General features: G+C 60.9%; 18 protein-coding genes. 10 read left to right on the plus strand and 8 right to left on the minus strand.

Annotated elements, in window-relative coordinates:
• Positions 1-631: 631 nt before the first annotated feature.
• Positions 632-2,437, plus strand: coding sequence for a glycosyltransferase family 39 protein (locus tag L21_RS05505; protein ID WP_074369499.1), 1,806 nt, complete (start codon positions 632-634; stop codon positions 2,435-2,437).
• Between the two features lie 99 nt (positions 2,438-2,536).
• Here L21_RS05505 and L21_RS05510 read toward each other — a convergent pair whose 3' ends face one another.
• The 3 genes from L21_RS05510 to L21_RS05520 form a co-directional block, all read right to left on the minus strand.
• On the minus strand, positions 2,537-3,139 hold the full coding sequence (locus L21_RS05510; protein WP_074369500.1) for an archaellin/type IV pilin N-terminal domain-containing protein: 603 nt from the start codon (positions 3,137-3,139) through the stop codon (positions 2,537-2,539).
• Positions 3,140-3,534: 395 nt separating this feature from the next.
• Positions 3,535-4,170 carry an archaellin/type IV pilin N-terminal domain-containing protein gene (locus L21_RS05515; RefSeq protein WP_074369501.1) on the minus strand — a complete coding sequence of 212 codons (636 nt, stop codon included), beginning with the start codon at positions 4,168-4,170 and terminating at the stop codon, positions 3,535-3,537.
• An 11-nt stretch (positions 4,171-4,181) separates the two neighbouring features.
• Positions 4,182-4,784 (minus strand): archaellin/type IV pilin N-terminal domain-containing protein, encoded by a 603-nt coding sequence (locus L21_RS05520; protein ID WP_074369502.1) that lies wholly within the window; start codon positions 4,782-4,784, stop codon positions 4,182-4,184.
• Between the two features lie 359 nt (positions 4,785-5,143).
• Between L21_RS05520 and L21_RS05525 the strand changes: the two genes are divergently transcribed.
• The gene (locus L21_RS05525; protein WP_074369503.1) at positions 5,144-5,815 is read left to right on the plus strand and encodes a hypothetical protein; all 672 of its coding nucleotides are present in this window, start codon (positions 5,144-5,146) and stop codon (positions 5,813-5,815) included.
• Between the two features lie 399 nt (positions 5,816-6,214).
• On the opposite strand, the gene L21_RS05530 is transcribed toward L21_RS05525, so the two are convergent.
• The 4 genes from L21_RS05530 to L21_RS05545 form a co-directional block, all read right to left on the minus strand.
• On the minus strand, positions 6,215-6,628 hold the full coding sequence (locus L21_RS05530; protein ID WP_074369504.1) for a HEPN domain-containing protein: 414 nt from the start codon (positions 6,626-6,628) through the stop codon (positions 6,215-6,217).
• Positions 6,629-6,631: 3 nt separating this feature from the next.
• Positions 6,632-6,949 carry a nucleotidyltransferase domain-containing protein gene (locus L21_RS05535; protein WP_074369505.1) on the minus strand — a complete coding sequence of 106 codons (318 nt, stop codon included), beginning with the start codon at positions 6,947-6,949 and terminating at the stop codon, positions 6,632-6,634.
• Positions 6,950-7,323: 374 nt separating this feature from the next.
• Positions 7,324-8,175 (minus strand): agmatinase, encoded by an 852-nt coding sequence (gene speB, locus L21_RS05540; RefSeq protein WP_074369506.1) that lies wholly within the window; start codon positions 8,173-8,175, stop codon positions 7,324-7,326.
• Between the two features lie 25 nt (positions 8,176-8,200).
• Complete coding sequence (locus L21_RS05545; protein WP_074369507.1) at positions 8,201-8,578, minus strand: translation initiation factor IF-5A; 378 nt, start codon at positions 8,576-8,578, stop codon at positions 8,201-8,203.
• A gap of 89 nt (positions 8,579-8,667) precedes the next feature.
• Here L21_RS05545 and L21_RS05550 point away from each other — a divergent pair, with 89 nt between their 5' ends.
• The 7 genes from L21_RS05550 to L21_RS05580 all read left to right on the plus strand — a co-directional run bounded on the left by L21_RS05550 (position 8,668) and on the right by L21_RS05580 (position 14,903).
• On the plus strand, positions 8,668-9,444 hold the full coding sequence (locus L21_RS05550; RefSeq protein WP_074369508.1) for a bifunctional fructose-bisphosphatase/inositol-phosphate phosphatase: 777 nt from the start codon (positions 8,668-8,670) through the stop codon (positions 9,442-9,444).
• A gap of 7 nt (positions 9,445-9,451) precedes the next feature.
• Positions 9,452-10,264 (plus strand): NAD(+)/NADH kinase, encoded by an 813-nt coding sequence (locus tag L21_RS05555; RefSeq protein ID WP_074369509.1) that lies wholly within the window; start codon positions 9,452-9,454, stop codon positions 10,262-10,264.
• Positions 10,265-10,337: 73 nt separating this feature from the next.
• On the plus strand, positions 10,338-11,054 hold the full coding sequence (locus tag L21_RS05560) for a DUF169 domain-containing protein (protein WP_074369510.1): 717 nt from the start codon (positions 10,338-10,340) through the stop codon (positions 11,052-11,054).
• Between the two features lie 115 nt (positions 11,055-11,169).
• On the plus strand, positions 11,170-11,658 hold the full coding sequence (locus L21_RS05565; protein ID WP_074369511.1) for an amino acid-binding protein: 489 nt from the start codon (positions 11,170-11,172) through the stop codon (positions 11,656-11,658).
• Complete coding sequence (locus L21_RS05570) at positions 11,658-12,644, plus strand: homoserine dehydrogenase (protein ID WP_074369512.1); 987 nt, start codon at positions 11,658-11,660, stop codon at positions 12,642-12,644. The genes L21_RS05565 and L21_RS05570 overlap by 1 nt, the downstream gene beginning before the upstream one ends.
• Positions 12,628-13,752 (plus strand): helix-turn-helix domain-containing protein, encoded by a 1,125-nt coding sequence (locus L21_RS05575; RefSeq protein WP_074369513.1) that lies wholly within the window; start codon positions 12,628-12,630, stop codon positions 13,750-13,752. Before L21_RS05570 ends, L21_RS05575 begins: the two co-directional genes overlap by 17 nt.
• A 503-nt stretch (positions 13,753-14,255) precedes the next feature.
• Complete coding sequence (locus tag L21_RS05580; protein ID WP_074369533.1) at positions 14,256-14,903, plus strand: DUF2284 domain-containing protein; 648 nt, start codon at positions 14,256-14,258, stop codon at positions 14,901-14,903.
• A 9-nt stretch (positions 14,904-14,912) separates the two neighbouring features.
• Here L21_RS05580 and L21_RS05585 read toward each other — a convergent pair whose 3' ends face one another.
• Positions 14,913-16,016, minus strand: coding sequence for an inositol-3-phosphate synthase (locus L21_RS05585; RefSeq protein WP_074369514.1), 1,104 nt, complete (start codon positions 16,014-16,016; stop codon positions 14,913-14,915).
• Positions 16,017-16,397: 381 nt separating this feature from the next.
• Here L21_RS05585 and fae point away from each other — a divergent pair, with 381 nt between their 5' ends.
• Entirely contained in the window at positions 16,398-16,901 is a 504-nt protein-coding gene (gene fae / locus L21_RS05590) for a formaldehyde-activating enzyme (protein ID WP_074369515.1), read from the plus strand.
• Positions 16,902-16,903: the final 2 nt, after the last annotated feature.

The following is a 16,903-nucleotide window of genomic DNA, read 5'->3' on the forward strand; positions in this document are numbered from 1 at the left end:
TTCCTCGTTATACGCAGGGACGACCACTGCGATCCGGTGTTCTCGGTACATGACGACAGCGCTCCGTCTGCACCCGCAGGCAGGTGCCGGAGAATTTCCGGCTGCCCTGCCGGGGTGCATTACTTGCTACCTATATTCTCTTGTGGTCAGGGATAACCATATCGCTTTCTAAAGCAGTTCGTGCGCTCCCTTTTGATGAAAATCGGTGTATTTTACCAGGATATTGCGGTTTTGATATTAAACATGGTTCGGGCGTGGCCGCACATTATCTCTCTGGGAAATACCGCGCGATCCGCATACTCTGGACGCCGGACTTGAGCCTCCCGGATCTCCAGCGCTCGTCGGGAGCCGTTTGGGGGTATCGCGGCTTGTGCCATTCCTCTCTTTATTCATACTGCCAGGATATACTTCTCGCATTTGAATGCGAAGACTTTTTACGAAGATATTAAAATTGGCGAGTCTAAAAATTACTAATTCATAGTTCAGCTCCTCTTTACGCATCAGGGCGGTTATCATGAGTTCACGACGACGAAAGTCAACAACAAAGCCTCAACCGGATCGGACAGAGGAACCCGGGAATCAGCAGGAACAGGGGGCACTCTCCTGCCTCCTGAGCAAAAACCTCATACCGGTGCTCATCTTCCTCTTCGCGCTCTTCCTTACATTAACATTCTCGAATCCGGCGCTCTTCCTGAACGATGAGTGGATCACCGTCAACCAGCTTCACCAGCTCGGAGAGGGTCACCAGGTAACCGTGAACGAGGGGAAGTACGGCACGTTCCTGAACGGGACGCCGGGCCCCTACTTCCAGGCCCGCCATAACCTCCTCGGCTACACGATGATGCTCCCCGTTCTCTCGCTTCCTGCGCTCTGGTTCTTCGGCCTCTTCGGCGACCAGTTCAGGCTGGCTATCGTGCTCCTCTGGTCGTTCCTCCCGGTCGCGATGGCGGTGCTGGTCGACGCTTACCGGCCGCAGTATGCACGGTGGCACGGGGTCCGGTGGACCTGGCTCGTGATCGGTGCGGCGTTCGCAGGACTGCTCGCAAACCTTGCCCTCTACTACCCGTGGCCGTTCACCGCGCCGGACGCGCCTATTGAGACCGCAGCGGTGATCTTCACGAACCATCTTCTCTTTGCCGCGCTCGCGGTGATGATCTATCTCATCTGCAAGATCGTCTTCGAGGATACCTGGTTCTCCATCTTCGGGACGATCGCCTGCATCGCCTGCTCGTCGTACGTCTTCTGGGCAGCGAACGCAAAGGACCACATGCTGCTGATAGCGATGACCGCGGCGGTCGTCCTCTTCCTGGTGCGCTACATCCGGTACGGGAGTCTCCGGGATGCCGCGCTCGGGTTTGCATTCATCGGGCTGCTCGCGTGGGCAAGGCCGGAGGTCGGGTTCACGGTCTTCGTCTTTGCCGCACTCTACTACGTCGCGCTCCAGGTCTCCCGCGGCCTCCTGCAGAAACCTCCGGTGGAGGCTGTCAGAGCGCTCTGCATACCCCTTGCTACGGTCATAGGGGCCATCCCCCTGCTCATAAACAACGCTCTCGTGACCGGAAATCCCCTGGTGCCCGCGTTCTACGTCTACGAGAAGAAGCTCCTCGCCGGTGCTTCGGGAGAGGAGATCATCGGTGCGGGCGAGGCCGTAAACGGTGTCGTCCAATCGGTCCCGGCACCGCCGGGAGGGATCTCGGGTTTCCTCTCGGTCCTTGCAAACCACTTCTCCCCGTCGTGGTCGACCCTGCCCGGTGATATCTTTGGCATCCTCTTTGCTCCGGCATCCGGGAACATGAGCCTCGTCGCGGTCTCGCCGCTGATCGTCCTCGCGATCATCCTGCTCCCGGTGATCTACCTGGACTGGCGGAGGGGGGAGCGGCCGCAAAACCTCGCGGTGGTGGCCTTCCTCGTCGTCATAGCCTGCGCCGTCTGGGTCGCCTACACCCGGAGCCTTCCGGGGCTGAACGCCAGCCACGGCATCGTCCCGGATATCCGTTACCTTGCCCCATTCTACCTGCCCGCGGGGCTGCTCGGGATCTATGCCATATCGCGCTTTAACGGTGGCGTCGAGCCGAAGCGGAGGACGTTCTGGCAGATTGCCGCCATCGGGGTCGTGGCGCCGGTGCTGCTCGTTGCGATGATGCTCATCCAGCCCTACGGCGGCCAGTACCCCGGCTACACGATGTTTTTTACGCAGATCACGTTCGCGCTGCTCGCGGCAGCCCTTGTCCTCATCGCGGTGAAGAAGCGGTTCGGCATCCCGGACGCCTGGATTGCAGCGGTCCTGCTCCTTCTCGTCGCCGTACCGTTCACGTGGCAGCTGATGATGGTCTTCCTCTACTCCGTGGCGAAGTTCAACGGCTACCCGCTCTGGATCCCACTCGTCGAAGCGTTCTTCCAGCACAATATCGGGGTTTCGGGGCTGGAAAACCTCTGAGTCCCGGTTTTTTTAGACAATTGTCCTGATACTCTTCGCCGGGGCGGGAGCATCTCGCGCACTCAAAAATGGATGGATATCGGGGGGGAGTTGAACCGGTTACCATCGAAGTATGTTAACTGCCATGAATCGTGAGGGCGTTACTCGTGTAATCGCATACGATTGGCCGCCCGCCGGCCTGATCTCCACGGTAAACTGATGGTCGATCCCCACAGTGACATCATCCGGAATTCCCACCGTCAGCGTGTACTGCTCAAACGGTTCAAGGAGAAGATCGTCATTGCTGTTCAGCCGTTCGTAGATATACCACTCCCCACGGGAGGCATACCCGCTGCCTGCGCCGACGTTTGTGGTCGTGCTGCCGGGTTTTGTCGTTCTCGCCAGGGTTTTGACGTTGTTTGCATCCGAATAGAGTATCACGACGTTATCAAAATCGATGGCACCGCTACCGGGCGAGAGCTTGACCGTGAACAGGATACTTTCGAGACGCTTATCGGCAACATTTGCCATCCCGATAACGTCTCCGACTACCTCTACGGACGAACTGGTCTGCGCAACGCCCGTGTGCACGACCTCCTGGCTCTTCTGCGTCGCGAAGAACCCGGCGCCGAGCACCACGTACGAAAAGACCGCCGCGACGACGATGAACGCGATCAAGACGACCGCCGCCTCAAGCCCGGTGAACGCATCTTCTTTTCTCATCAACCTGCTCAAGGAACCTTTCCTCCTGTTATCGGGATCCGGGCGAACGCCTTTCTGGATCGAAACGATTACATGGAGTATATGCACAACCCGACATAAAAATGATCTCTCTCAAAAATCGTCCACTCGCCGGACCGGGAGAACTTCATGGAAGATATTCACGGTGCCGAGTAAAAGACCGGGCGCGCATGAAAGTCCATCTGCCTGGTGGGGGGATAGTACGGAGAGTGGAGGGCCATCTCCATGTCTGGTTGGTCTTCCATGAGCAATGGTAGATACAATACCCTGAAGCGATCGTCATTAACCCATTGCCGGGGAAAGCAGGGCGTTACCGGGCGAGCTGGTGGATTGTATCGCCGGGTAAGAGTTCGCACAAAGAACCCGAAAAAAAGAGATTAATAGAGGATGTTTACCGGGTAGATCCCTGCCGGAGCCGTCCTCTTCAGCGCAAAGACCGCACCCACAGAGGGCTGCAGGTTGACCGTGAACGGCACGTTCACCTTTGCGGTCCCTGGGGTCGAGACGCCGATGATGAACTGCTCGCCGGGCTCAAGGATCGTATCAGTGTTTGCATTTACCTTCTCGAGAATGCACCACTCGCCCAATTTATCGCTGTCATCTTCTAAATCGGGTGATTTCTTCATTTTTCCTGATGCCACCTTTAGGCTATCAGCATTACCGGTCGAATTATACTTGACATCCGGAGACCGTGTCTCTGGATCGGTGTAGGTTACAACCATCTTGCTGACATCAAGTGCCGTGCCCCCGGCGGTGTTGCCGATGGTGAACTTGATGTATTGCAGGTTCTCGCCTCCAGTCGTCGAAATTCCGTAGACGTTGCCGATGACCTCCATGCTGGAGCTTGCCTGCTGCACGCCGGTGTGGACGACTTCCTGGCTCTTCTGTGTCGTGAAGAACCCGGCGCCGAGTATGACGTACGAGAAGACCGCGGCCACGACGATGAACGCGATCAAGACAATCGCGGCCTCAAGGCCGGTGAATGCATTATCATCCTTGAATAAAGTTCTCATCTTTCATCACCTCAGTACAACTCGTAGTAACCGTTTCCAATCAGTGCCGGCGGCGCGGTCTTCGTCATCGGGAGCGCTGCACCGATATCCGGTTTGATGTCGATGTTGAACCGAACGTTGGGCCCGATCGCTTTACCCTTGAACCCCTTGTCGCCCTCACCGGTCAGCGGGATCGTGATCATGACCATCTCGTGTTTCTCGAGAAGGTGGTTATCATTCTTCTGTTTCCCGACGAACTCCCGTTTTACCTTGGTTTGTCCCTCGGATTTAGAATCCACATCGACAAACGTCACGAGATGCTCCGTTGTCGCCACCGTGTAGGTCACCTTCGTCATGTCGACCGGCGATCCGCCGGCTGCAAGCTGCAGGTAGAAGCTCACCTCTCCAAGGTAGGCCGTACTCGATGCCTGGGCAATCACCGGCCCGGATAGTTCGAGCGTCGAGCTCGTCTGCGCAACGCCTGTATGCACGACCTCCTGGCTCTTCTGGGTCGCGAAGAACCCGGCGCCGAGTATGACATACGAGAAGACTGCGGCCACGACGATGAAGGCGATCAGGACGATCGCGGCCTCAAGGCCGGTGAATGCGTCTTCGTTTCTCATCATTTTGCTCATGAAACGTTTCCTCCTGTTACCGGAGTCCGAATGAGCCTATCATCCGGAACAATACGGTTCTTTTGAGTATATGCGTAAGCCTGTATAAAAAGTTATTCAAACAGTAGGGGATTTGAAAACTGCCCTTTTTGATAATGAATCCGTATAAAATCCCTTTTAACGGCCCGCATCGGTCTCAGACAAGTATTTGTAGCCGGAGGTACAACGATACCTGTACCGAAAAACCACGCGGATGACCGCCCCGTTTTGGAAAAAACGTTTCGAAATGGGAAATATAATGCAATTTCCGGGTACCGGAAACGGAGAGGCGGATCGGCCGCACGGGATGGTCCCAATCGAAGGGGAAGAAGGAGCTGGATATGACGAAGAAGCAGGATTTTACCTACGTCGTTCTGGGCATCGTGGTCGTCCTCGTGCTGGCCCTGATCGTCAAGCCGGCGGCGACCGGCGAACCGACGGCGCTCTGGGGGGCCGGGGAGCCGGAGCCGGCGATAACCCCGGCATGGACGCCCACGATGCCCCCTGCGACTGCGGCGCCGACGCCGACCCCGGTGCCCACCTGGGACGGGAAGCCCAGGCCGCTCGGGTTCGTCGACCCGACAACCTACCAGATCCCGGCCGGGGAGAGCAGCCCGAACATGACCGCCTTTCCGCCGGAGACCGCGTCAGGCGTCACCCGATGGGTGACCTACGCGACGATCGACGGACAATGGTCGGGGACGACCGGGATCGTCCGGGTCCCGTTCCCGATCTGGCGGCTCGACTACTCGGATATCGCGACCTCAAACGACGAGATCCCGCTCTTCAACTGCCAGGTCATGGACGCCGAAGACCCGAACCGGTTCGTCCGGGTCTTCACCCTCAACTTCGCCGACTTCCTGGCGGTGAAGGATAAGCCCGATCTCAAGAAGCAGCAGTGGGTGAGCACCTTCTACGAGGGCTACCACGACTACTACTTCGTCGTCAACACCCGGTGCATCGACTCCTACCACCTGAAGATCCAGGTGCCGGAGACATACATAGGTACATAAGGATGCGGTTGCCCTAAGCCGCATTTGCCGGGAAGGGGACGCCCATCGAACTCCTTCCTTTTCAGGAAGTCGTTTCTTATATCTCCCGGTGCTCAACTCCCGGCCCTCCCCTGGAGGGGGCGTGATAAGAAGTGCCGAAAGGTTCCGGAGTTTCACCGTTCGGCGAGCCAGTGCCTTACAATAAACTCCCGCACGATCTGCGCCGCCACCGTCGCCCAGTATCAAACGTGCGATCTCCACGTAACCGAGCCCCGCAACCTGTAGCGCAAGAGCCCACATCACCTTCTGGATATCGAGCGGTCACATTAAGAATGCCTGAATCTGCCCGGCGAGTTGCCCTGATGGGATGGACGGTGGAGACCAGTGCTCTCGTTAAGGGTCTCTTAGATATCAAAAGTCTTAGTGCGAGGAAGGCGACTCATTCGTATAATCTTCTGCGCAGATCAGTTCTGCACACATGACGAAATCCATTGCCTTAGTGATGATCGACACCACCTCTTCTCGCATAATCTCCCGGCAGATCGTGTAGTCCACTTCTTCCCGAAGTTCTTCAATCAGGTTCAACGCTCGTCCGTGTTCAGGGGGAAGTTCCCCTGTCTTAACATAGAGAGAACCGACAGCCGAGATCAACCCTGCATGAGATTTTATCTCTACACCTTTTCGGTGCAAAAGAGCAAGAGCCGCAAGGTACATTGCGTAGTAGGCCCGGTTGATCGCGTCTTCATGGTGGCCTTCGGTGCAGAGGATGCGCGCCGCATCGAGGCGTTGATGCGATTTCCTGAGAAGCGCTGTTATAACAGACTGATCACCCATCCTTTATACCGCCACCCCGTCCTGGAGAACATGTCTGACAAAGGGATACTGCCGGTGCGCCGCAACATCGGCACGGGAGAGTACCTTGACCGAGATTCGCTCGCCCGTCTGCATCAGCAGATCAAAAGCAAGTCCGGTGAGAAATTCGCGAAGTCGAAAGTCCTCTTCAGGCGTAATTACGAGGATATCGATATCTGAGTCCGGCCGGTCATCTCCCCGGGCTACAGAGCCAAAGAGTATGATCTCTTCTATCGCGTCTCCGCACGCCTCTCGTGCCTTTGCCGCGAACTCATGGGCGATCGGCCGCTTGACCAACGGCATACAACGGAGTAGTTGTGGATATACAACTATAATGATTACTGCTCCGGGAATGTAGGGAGAGGTCGCGTTTCCTGAGGGAGCCGTATGGAATTGGAGCCTGATTGCGAGGAGAACCGACAGGGGAGGCGGATCACTCTCTCCAGGGCGGCCGGGCTCCAGATGAGGCCTCGATATGCCAAAAGGCTAATATTATCGATGCATCCTCTAGAACGCCAACAATTCCTGCGCCCGATACCTTGAGATGTACAGAGCCTCTGCAGGCTGGTGAAGCTCTGGGGACGTCCGGTTCCCGAATATAATCCCCGGATCGTTGAGAGGGAGCGCGCTCCGTTGAACACGCCATCGACGAGAATAGCAGAAAGGAATCTGGATCTTCACCGCCCGGCGAGCCAGTGCCGGGCGATGAACTCCCGCACGATCTGCGCCGCCACCGCCGCCGTCTGCCCGGAATCGAACGGCGCGACCTCCACGTAATCGAACCCTGCGGCGTACGGCGCGAGGGCACGCACGACCTCCCGGATATCGAGCGGCGTCATCCCGAACGGTTCGGGCGTCCCGAGACCGGGGGTGAGGCAGCAGTCGATCGCATCTGCGTCGATCGAGAGGTAGATCCTCCTTTCCGCAACGTGCTCCCGCACCTCCCGGAGGACGGCGTCGATCCCCCGTTCCCGCACCGTATCGGCGGTGTAGAGGTGCGTCCTCTCCGCCGCAATCTCGAACTGCTCGCGATCGCCGCTCCGGGCGCCAATGATGACGACGTCCTCGACCGCTTCAAGGACGCGCCGGGTGACGCACCCGTGGCTGTAAGGCGTCCCGTCGAGTTCGTCCCGGAGATCCAGGTGAGCGTCGCAGACGACATAGACATCCGGCCGGACGGCCCGGACCGCGCCGACAGTCGCGGTGTGCTCGCCGCCGAGCATCACCGGCACCTTGTTGTCGCGGACGATATCCCCCGCGACGTCCGCGGCCTCTCCGGCGACCTCCTCGGGCAGCCGGGAGACCGCAAGGTCGCCGAGATCCGTGATCGGCACTTCAGAAAAGTCTATTTTGGTCGCGGGATCGTAGGACTCGAAGTTGAACGAGACCTCCCGGATCGCCCGGGGCCCGAACCGCGTCCCCGGCCGAAACGACGTCGTACCGTCGTAAGGCACGCCAAAGACGGCGTAGCGGGCATCCTCGTATGACGCATCCGCATCCGCAAAATGGAGATGGGCGAGCTCGTGCATGCCCGTTTTCGTAAGCCAGAAAAGGTCACTCAAGTTTCTTCTTGCCCAGGGATGTGATGTACGGGATCTCCTTACCCGGCTCGAGGCCGGCGACCTGCTCCTCGGTCAGATTGAGCTCGAACATCTCGAAGTCCTTGACGTCCATGAACTGGACGGTCGTGCCGGCGATCGAGATGACCTGCGCCATCTTCCGCTCCACTACGGGCACGTAGGTCTTTGCCGAGACCGGCTGGACGATCGAGCGCTTGACGCCGTCGAAGATGCCGATACAGTCGATTCGGGACTTCGCCGCTCCGTGCTTCCCCGGCTTGGAGATGGCGATGGAGACAATCCTGCAAGGCTCATCATCTACAACGACGTAACGTCCCTCTTTCAGTTTCCCAACTTCTGTCTGTTCCTTCATATTGTCTCACTCAACAAACGCGTGATTAATGTATCTGGATTGCAGTACATAAATACACCGTAGAATACGAGACGGAACGAGGAGAGTTGATGGAGTTCATCCGGGCGTGTGACGATGTGGCAGGGGCTGTCCGGGATGCCGTGACCGGCATGGCCGGAACGCCTGAGGCAGGGGCGTACGTCAGGATGGGCGCGGACGGCACGCCCACCAAGAAGATCGACCAGGTCGCAGAGGATATCATCGTGGACTACTTCACGTGCCACCCCTTCTGCCGGCGCCTGATCAGCGAAGAACTCGGGTGCGCCGAGATGGACGGGGAGAGCGGCACCATCTTCCTCGACCCGGTCGACGGCACCTACAACGCCGTGGTCGGGATCCCGTTCTACGCCCTCTCCATCGCGTATGCGGAAGGGGGGGTCGTTCAGGCGGGATACGTCCAGAACCTCGCCACCGGCGAGACGTTCTGCGCCGTCCGGGGTCGGGGGGCAAGCCTCGACGGCCGTCCCATTCATGTCTCGAAGGTCTCGCTCCTCGAAGAGAGCGCCATGAGCGTCTACGGCCGGAAGTTCGACCCGACCCGTGTCCAGATGATCGGCCGGAAGATCCGGCGCTGGCGCCTCCTCGGTGCATCGGCGCTCGAGCTCTGCTACGTCGGATGCGGCCGCATCGACGGTTTTATCGACCTACGAGGGACGCTCCGGGTCACCGACGCAGCGGCGGGGATGCTGATCTGCGAGGAGGCCGGTGGGACGGTCTCCGATCTCGAAGGAAACGCCCTTGTCTTCCCCGATGAGGTCTCCGTCGGACGGAGCCTCGTCGCCACGAACGGCATCGTGCACAACAAGGTTATCGAGTACCTGAGGTGAACCGCGCATGAAGATTGTCCTTGTATCGCGCATCGATGAGGCGGATGCGCTCCGCTACACCGCGTCGCTCGCCCGGGAACTCGAAGATCTGGGGCACGACGTTACGTTCGAGGAAGGCACGGCGGAACACCTCGGAGAAGAGGGCGTCCCGTTCGAGGAGATCGGCGGCGACCTGGTCGTGGTCGTCGGCGGCGACGGATCGGTTCTCCTCACCGTCCACCAGATGAAGAAGCAGGTTCCGGTCCTCGGGATCAACTGGGGCGAGGTAGGATTCCTCGCGGACCTGGAACCCGACGAAGCAGGAGCGTTCTTCGCCACCCACACGGATGGGTTCCGTGTCGAGAGCCGGATGCGGGTCAGCCTCTCCGTCAACGGGGAACTGCTCGGCGACGCCCTCAACGAGGGGCTCGTCGTCACCGACCGTCCGGCGAAGATGCTCCGGTTCGGCGTCTACGTCGACGGAACGCCCGCGGAGCGGTTCAGGGCCGACGGCCTGCTCGTATCGACCCCGACCGGTTCGACCGCCTACGCCATGAGCGCGGGAGGGCCGATCGTCGACCCGCAGATAGAGGGGTTCCTCCTCGTACCGCTCGCGCCGTATATGCTCTCGTCCCGCCCCCATCTCATCAGCACCCAGAGGACGCTTGAGATCACCCTCGATACCGAGAAACCGGCGCACCTCGTCATCGATGGGCAGAGCACGTTCGAGCTCGCAAAAGAGGCCACTCTCACGGTCAAAAAATCGGATCAGCCTGCGCTCTTCGTCCATACGGGCAAGCCCTTCTTTGAGAAGGTGAACCATAAATTGCGCAATCTCTGACCCTGCCGATACCTCGAACAGAGATTTTATGAGTGACCGCGGGGAATATCTCCACAGAGGAGTGAGCACGATTATGGAAGACCAGATGCGCACGGAGATCCCCTACGCGGAGATCGCAGAGACGCTCAAGACTGCCCTCAACCTGCGGGGCTCACCGGTCGCGGTGAAACTCGCAAAGAACCCCGACGGCATCCCCGAAGGGGTCGGGCCGATCGACGAGACCGTCCGCCACTGCCAGATGATCAGCAGGGCACGGCTGAACGGTGAGATCTTCTACGCGACCGCCGACAAACACGTCTGCATGGGGGGCGGCTGGGCGCTCGGGCTGAAGGAACTCACGCCGAGCCTCCGTTCGGGAGAGTTTTACTACAAACTCGGCAAGTTCGAGAGCTGGGCCGCCTGCATGCGGACCATCCGGCAGGTGCCGCACGTCCCGGAGCTCGAGACCTACGCGACCGTCTATGCGCCGCTCGAGAAGACGCCGTTCGATCCGCACGTCGTCGTCATCGTTGCAAACCCGCGGGCGATGCTGAAACTCGCGCAGACGACGCTCTATCTGCTTGGAGGGCGGATCGAATCCACGATGTCGGGGATCCAGTCGGTCTGTGCGGACGCGACCGCGCTGCCCTATCTCTCCGGTAAGATCAACTACTCGCTCGGGTGCGACGGTTCGCGCCGGTTCTCGGGAATCGAGGACAACGAGCTCGTCATGGGCATTCCTGCCGAGTTCCTTCCCGAGTTTGCCCGGTCGCTCCCAATCGTCACCGCCGCACCCGGGTCGGTGAAGTAATAAAACATCCCGCACTAATTTTTCCGGCACACTCCCATCGAGGGGTTGTTCCGGGGTACAAGGCTTATCTCTCCGGCAGGTCAACTATTCAGCAGGTGGTTTTTTGCAGGTATCTATGAAGCTCGAGATGAGGGACCGACCCGGACAGCTGGTTGCAGCCCTCCAGCCGATCTCGGCCGTCGGGGGAAACATCATCGCGGTTATCCACCAGAGGGAGACTCCGGCGGCTACGGAGGCGCTGGATGTCCAGATCGTGCTGGAACTCCCCGAGGGGCGTCTTTCGAGGCTCCTTGAACTGCTCCGCGAGCAGGGCGTCAACGTCGTGCGCATCGACGAGGAGCGGCTCCTCTATGAATGCACGCTGATCATGATCGGGCACCTGATGCACACGGATCTCTCCGACACGGTCGGCCGGATCGACACGACCGGCTCGGCCGAGGTGACGGAGCTCTCGCTCGTCATGCCGGCGATCAGTTCCCCGTCTTCGGCCCGCATCACCATCCGTTCGACCACCCGGACGGAGATGAAGAAGGCGATCCGGATCCTGCGCAGCGTTGCGGAGCAGAAGAATCTCCTCATCATCGAACCCCTGGAGGATACATGATGCGGATCGCCATCCTCGGGTTCGGCTCCGTCGGCCGGGGCATCGCCCGGTCAATCCTTGCAAAAAACCTTGATATCACCGTCACCGGCCTTGCCGATTCAAGGAGCGGGATCATCGATCCGGCCGGGATCGACCTCGCGGCGGCGCTTGCCCGGAAGGAGAACGGCGGCCCCTGCGGCGGTCCGGACGTCACCCCCGGCGACGTTGTGGCAAAGGCGGATTACGACGTCCTCGTCGAGGTGACCCCGACGAACGTGGACGACGGCGAGCCGGCGCTGGGCCACATCCGGGGAGCCCTCCGGCGGCAAAAACACGTCGTCACCTCGAACAAAGGCCCGATTGCCCTTGCCTACCCGGAACTCCGGGCGCTTGCAGAGACAAACGGCGTCTTCCTGAAGTACGAAGCGACGGTCTGCGGAGCGATCCCGCTCATCCACGCGATGCAGGAGGGGCTTGCGGGCAACACCATCTCCCGGCTTTACGGGGTCTTCAACGGCACCTGCAACTACATCCTCACCCGTATGGGCGAGGATAGCCTCACCTACGAGCAGGCCCTTGCCGAGGCCCGGGAGCTCGGGTATGCCGAAGCCGACCCCACCTACGACGTCGAAGGGATCGACGCAGGCATCAAACTGGTCATCCTCGCAAACACCATCCTCGATATGCAGACCACGCTCGACGACGTGGAGAGGACGGGGATCACCCTCCTGACACCCGAGGCCCTGCGGCTTGCGGAAGACCAGGACTGCACCATCCGGCTCATCGGCGAGATCGTCCCGGAGGCCGGGGTGCTCCGCGTCTCGCCGCGGATCGTTGCAAAAGAGCACCCTCTCGTCGTCGAAGGGACGCTCAACGCGGTCACCGTGGAGACGGACCTTGCCGGGGACCTGACGTTCATCGGGAAGGGCGCGGGCTCCACCGAGACCGCCAGCGCCGTGATCGGCGATCTCCTCTACATCCGGGAGCGGCATGTCCAGGGTTCTTGAGCGGAGAAAACTGTACCTGCGGCTGATGCGTCAGGCGACGCTTGAGAGAGGCTACTTCACGGTGGCCGACATCGCTGAGGCGACCGAGACCCCCCGGAGCACCGTCCAGGACTGGGTGAACCGTCTCATCGAGGAGGGGTGCGTCCTCGTCACGGAGGAGCAGCGGGGGCGGCACGCGGCGCGGTATGCGGCGAGCAGCGTGATGCCGGAGAGCGCCTGCCGCCGGATCTTCACCACGGTCGACGGCGGCGAGGTCGAGATCTATCACGAGTGCATGAGCGGGGGGTGTGCAGCCTTCTGCGAGTTCCACCACGCCCGTGCCGGCGGCGCCCTGCAGTCCGTCCGCCGGGACGGGACGCTGCTTCGCGAGCGGGCAAGCCTCGGGCGGCGGGAGGTGGCCGTCGGGCTCGACCCCGCGCCGGCGGTCGGGATCGTCGGCGTCTTCCACGAGGACGGCTACGTCCGCCAGCAGATCCGGTCCATCGGCGGCCCGGCCTACTCGCTCACCGATATGATGTCCCTCGCCGAAGGCGTCTGCGGCGTCACCGTCCGCCGCGAAGGGCCGGTAGTCGAGGGCGAGGTGGTCACCCGGGCGCTCGCCTACGTCGCCGTCGGGATCGACGACACCGATACCGGGACCGAGGGCGCGACGTTCGCCCTTGCCCTCGCCCTCCTCCAGCACCTCGCGAAACTCGACGGCGTCATGCCGATCGGTCACCGCGTCGCGATGCTCAATCCCCGGCTCGAGGCCCGGACGGCCGGGAACTCGTGCAGTTGCATCGAGCTCGCGGTGGATCCCGATCTCGTGCCGCGGATCGAGGAGGCCGCCGTGCGGTTCGTTGCCGGGGAGGCGGCGTCCCCGGAGTGGGGCATCGCCGTCCGGCAGGGGTTCCGGGTGCCCGGCGCACTCCGGGCCTACGGGAGGAGCGCGAGGGAGGCGGTGATCGGCCGGGAAGAGGCCGAGAGGGCCGCCGAGCGGTTCGGGGCGCACCTCCACGGCGGCCGGGGCGTCATCGGGGCGCTCGCGGCGGTCTCGCTCATCGGTCTCCCCCACGACGTGCTCCTCGATCCCGGACGGGACGTCTGCACCGGGTGGGAGCGGGTTTAGGTGATCGGAGTGAGAACCTTGCTGCCTGTGGCGGTGGTCTTTGGTTTCGGTTCTTGAGCTGCTTATTTTTTTTGAGTGATGCGCCTATTCTTTAACTCATTGCCTCAAATCCCCGGACACGGATTCCCATGGGCTATCGCCGTTGGGGGAGGGGCTGACGGGGAGGGGGGAGCATCCCCCCTCCCCTGTCTCCGCCCCCGTGCATGGTGATATTTCCGCGGTCCAGCGTATGGGTATTTATGGCAATTTCTACTGTTTCCGTAGTCCCCCACGATTCTGTGTACCGGGGTATATCATCGCTCTGCTTGTCCTATTTGCCACGATAGCAATCCCAACGCCATCTCACGCCCACTCATCTATTGCACTCGTACCTCCGGCACGCCTTCCTCCTGAGTGTCCCCATACCTTCCCTTCTCACTCACCCCCCGCCGTCGAACCCCCTCTCCCTCGCGCTACCCATAAATACCCGGAACCGGCAGATACCCCTCATCGAGGCAAAGGCGATGAGACGCGAAGTTGAGGAGGAGATCGAGAAACTCTCCTCCCTTGCACAGGAGCGGGGGGCGGAAGCACGGCGGATAGCGGCCCATGATGTGGTCGTCGCGGAGTGGGTGCGGTTCAAGTGCCGGTTCGGGTACAAGGGCTATGGAAAACACATGTCCTGCCCGCCCTACGCCCCCACCCCCGCCGAGACGGGGCGGCTGCTCGGCGAGTACGGCACTGCCCTCCTCCTCCGGTTCGAGGGCATCCCCGGCCACCCCGACCTCAAACCCGACGAGATACCGCTCGACTTCCACCCGTTCTTCCGCGACCTCATCCTCTGGGTGAACTCGACGGTGCACCTCCTCGAGAAGACGGCGTTCTACGACGATTTCCCGAAGGCCTTCGGGTTCGGGGGATACCCGTGCATCTACTGCGAGCACCTGCACTGCGTCGCCGAGGAGCACGAAGGTGTCGTCGACGAGAGCATCCGCAGGCTCTGCCGGCACATGGACCTCGTCCGCCCGACGATGGAGGGTGCCGGGATCGACGTCTTCTCCACCGCCCGGAAGGTCGGGTGGGACCTGCACGTCGTCCCCTGCCGCGACCTCGAGTACGGGAAGATCGAGCACGGCAACATCACCTCGGTAGGGCTCGTCCTCATCGAGTGACGTTCCCCTTCAGTCGTCCCGGGCACCCCGGATGAACTCCTCGGTCATGTGCCAGGCCTCATCGTCCCGGAACTGCACCGGGGGGTGCTTCATGAAGTAGGCGGACGGTGATATGAGTGGCCCGCCGACACCCCTATCAAGGGCGAGCCTGCAGCACCGGATGGCATCGATGACGATCCCTGCGGAGTTGGGCGAGTCCTCGACGGAGAGGCGGAGGTCGAGGTGCATGGGAACGTCCCCGAAGAGCCGCCCTTCCATTCTGAGAAAGCAGACCTTGTTGTCCTTCTGCCAGCAGACGTAGTCGCTCGGGCCGATGTGGATATCGTCGTCGTCGAGCGGCACTTCGAGGACCGACTGCACCGCTTCGGTCTTCGACGTCCTCTTCGAGGCGAGGCGGTCCCGGTTGAGCATGTTGAGAAAGTCCGTGTTGCCGCCGGTGTTCAGCTGGTACGTCCGGTCGAGCCTCACTCCCCGCTGCCGGAAGAGGTTCGCGAGAACGCGATGAGTGATCGTCGCGCCGAGCTGGGCCTTGACGTCGTCGCCGATGACCGGAAGGCCGCGTTCGCGAAATTTTGCCGCCCAGGCCGGATCGCTCGCGATGAAGACCGGCATGTTGTTGACGAGGCCGACGCCCGCCTCCAGCGCACAATCGGCATAGAACCGTGCGGCCTCCTCGGAGCCCACGGGAAGGTAGTTGAGCAGGATCTCGGCGCCTGAGTCCTCGAGTGTCCGGACGACGTCCTCGCGCGACGCCTCCTCCTCGTCGGCGAGCACGAACCTGCACTCCTCCCGATAATCCTGCATGTGCCGGGGAAAACCGTCCAGCACCCGCCCCATCCGGACGGCGACACCGGTTCTCGGCAGTTCTCGGCAGAACGTCGTGGTGCAGTTCGGAGGGGAGAAGATGGCTTCCGAGACGTCTTTACCCACCTTCCTCGCATCGATGTCGAACGCCGCAGCCACCTCGATATCGGACGGCCGGTAGCCGGCGAGATCCCAGTGCATCAGCCCGATTGCGTCCTTCTCGCTCTTCCCCCGGTAGTATTCGATCCCCTGTAACAGCGAACTGGCACAGTTCCCGACGCCCACGATTGCAATCCTGATCGAGTCCACGACAGCCCCCCGATAGATCCGGTACGCGCCCGGAACACCCCTTTTTTGGCGGGTGCGCCGGGCGCAGATTGAGACGATGCAACCCTCTCAAGGTTGCGTTTTTGGGTATACTACGGAGCGGGAAATATAAGGGTATGGTTCGGGAAGCACCGGATGACCATGGATGATCTCTGCAGGCCCGGCGGCGTTCCGTGCGGCCCGGCCGCCGGCCGTACCTGCCTGGTGCGTGCGGATAGGCGGTATGACGACCGCATATAACCAGGGCACAGCATGGGGGACGACTGCTTGCGGTTCCCGCTCGCGGCAGGGTCCACGCTCCGCAACGTTTTATTACCTTCATGCATCCATACCGGCGTAATCCTGTTCAGGAGGTATCAGACTATGGTTGATTTCGAACATGCACTCATCGGAGAAGCGCTCGTCGGCGAAGGGCCGGAGGTTGCCCACGTCGATCTGGTCATCGGGAGGAAAGGGAGCAGCGTGGAGCAGGCATTCGTCACGGCGCTCGCATCTCCTGCACGGGGGCACACCCCGCTCCTTGCCGTGCTCACCCCGAATATTCCGGCAAAGCCCCCGACGCTGATGGTTAACAAAGTCACGATCAAGAATGCGGGCCAGGCTCTCCTGATCTTCGGCCCGGCCCAGGCCGCCGTCGCGAAGGCGGTGGTGGACAGTGTCGCGGAGGGCATCATCCCGGAGGCGGAGGCTGATAACCTGCTGATCATAGCATCGATCTTCATCGAGTGGGATGCGGCGGAGAAGAAGAAGATCTACGACTGGAACTACGAGGCGACAAAGACCGCCATCCGCCGGGCTGTCAAAGGCGAACCGGCGGTTGCCGAGGTGCTTGCACAGAAGGATACGGCGAAGCATCCCTTTGCGTGATG

Origin of the sequence: Methanoculleus chikugoensis (genome assembly GCF_900095385.1) — an archaeon.
GTDB classification, from domain to species: domain Archaea; phylum Halobacteriota; class Methanomicrobia; order Methanomicrobiales; family Methanoculleaceae; genus Methanoculleus; species Methanoculleus chikugoensis_A.

Excerpts from the sequence above, each read along its gene's own strand:
- L21_RS05525 (WP_074369503.1), top strand. The coding sequence starts at position 5,144 with ATGACGAAGAAGCAGGATTTTACCTACGTCGTTCTGGGCATCGTGGTC.
- L21_RS05545 (WP_074369507.1), bottom strand. The coding sequence starts at position 8,578 with ATGAAGGAACAGACAGAAGTTGGGAAACTGAAAGAGGGACGTTACGTC.
- L21_RS05570 (WP_074369512.1), top strand. The coding sequence starts at position 11,658 with ATGCGGATCGCCATCCTCGGGTTCGGCTCCGTCGGCCGGGGCATCGCC.
- L21_RS05535 (WP_074369505.1), bottom strand. The coding sequence starts at position 6,949 with ATGCCGTTGGTCAAGCGGCCGATCGCCCATGAGTTCGCGGCAAAGGCA.
- L21_RS05580 (WP_074369533.1), top strand. The coding sequence starts at position 14,256 with ATGAGACGCGAAGTTGAGGAGGAGATCGAGAAACTCTCCTCCCTTGCA.
- L21_RS05560 (WP_074369510.1), top strand. The coding sequence starts at position 10,338 with ATGGAAGACCAGATGCGCACGGAGATCCCCTACGCGGAGATCGCAGAG.
- L21_RS05520 (WP_074369502.1), bottom strand. The coding sequence starts at position 4,784 with ATGAGCAAAATGATGAGAAACGAAGACGCATTCACCGGCCTTGAGGCC.
- fae (WP_074369515.1), top strand. The coding sequence starts at position 16,398 with ATGGTTGATTTCGAACATGCACTCATCGGAGAAGCGCTCGTCGGCGAA.
- L21_RS05515 (WP_074369501.1), bottom strand. The coding sequence starts at position 4,170 with ATGAGAACTTTATTCAAGGATGATAATGCATTCACCGGCCTTGAGGCC.
- L21_RS05510 (WP_074369500.1), bottom strand. The coding sequence starts at position 3,139 with ATGAGAAAAGAAGATGCGTTCACCGGGCTTGAGGCGGCGGTCGTCTTG.
- speB (WP_074369506.1), bottom strand. The coding sequence starts at position 8,175 with ATGCACGAGCTCGCCCATCTCCATTTTGCGGATGCGGATGCGTCATAC.
- L21_RS05530 (WP_074369504.1), bottom strand. The coding sequence starts at position 6,628 with ATGGGTGATCAGTCTGTTATAACAGCGCTTCTCAGGAAATCGCATCAA.
- L21_RS05575 (WP_074369513.1), top strand. The coding sequence starts at position 12,628 with ATGTCCAGGGTTCTTGAGCGGAGAAAACTGTACCTGCGGCTGATGCGT.
- L21_RS05565 (WP_074369511.1), top strand. The coding sequence starts at position 11,170 with ATGAAGCTCGAGATGAGGGACCGACCCGGACAGCTGGTTGCAGCCCTC.
- L21_RS05550 (WP_074369508.1), top strand. The coding sequence starts at position 8,668 with ATGGAGTTCATCCGGGCGTGTGACGATGTGGCAGGGGCTGTCCGGGAT.
- L21_RS05555 (WP_074369509.1), top strand. The coding sequence starts at position 9,452 with ATGAAGATTGTCCTTGTATCGCGCATCGATGAGGCGGATGCGCTCCGC.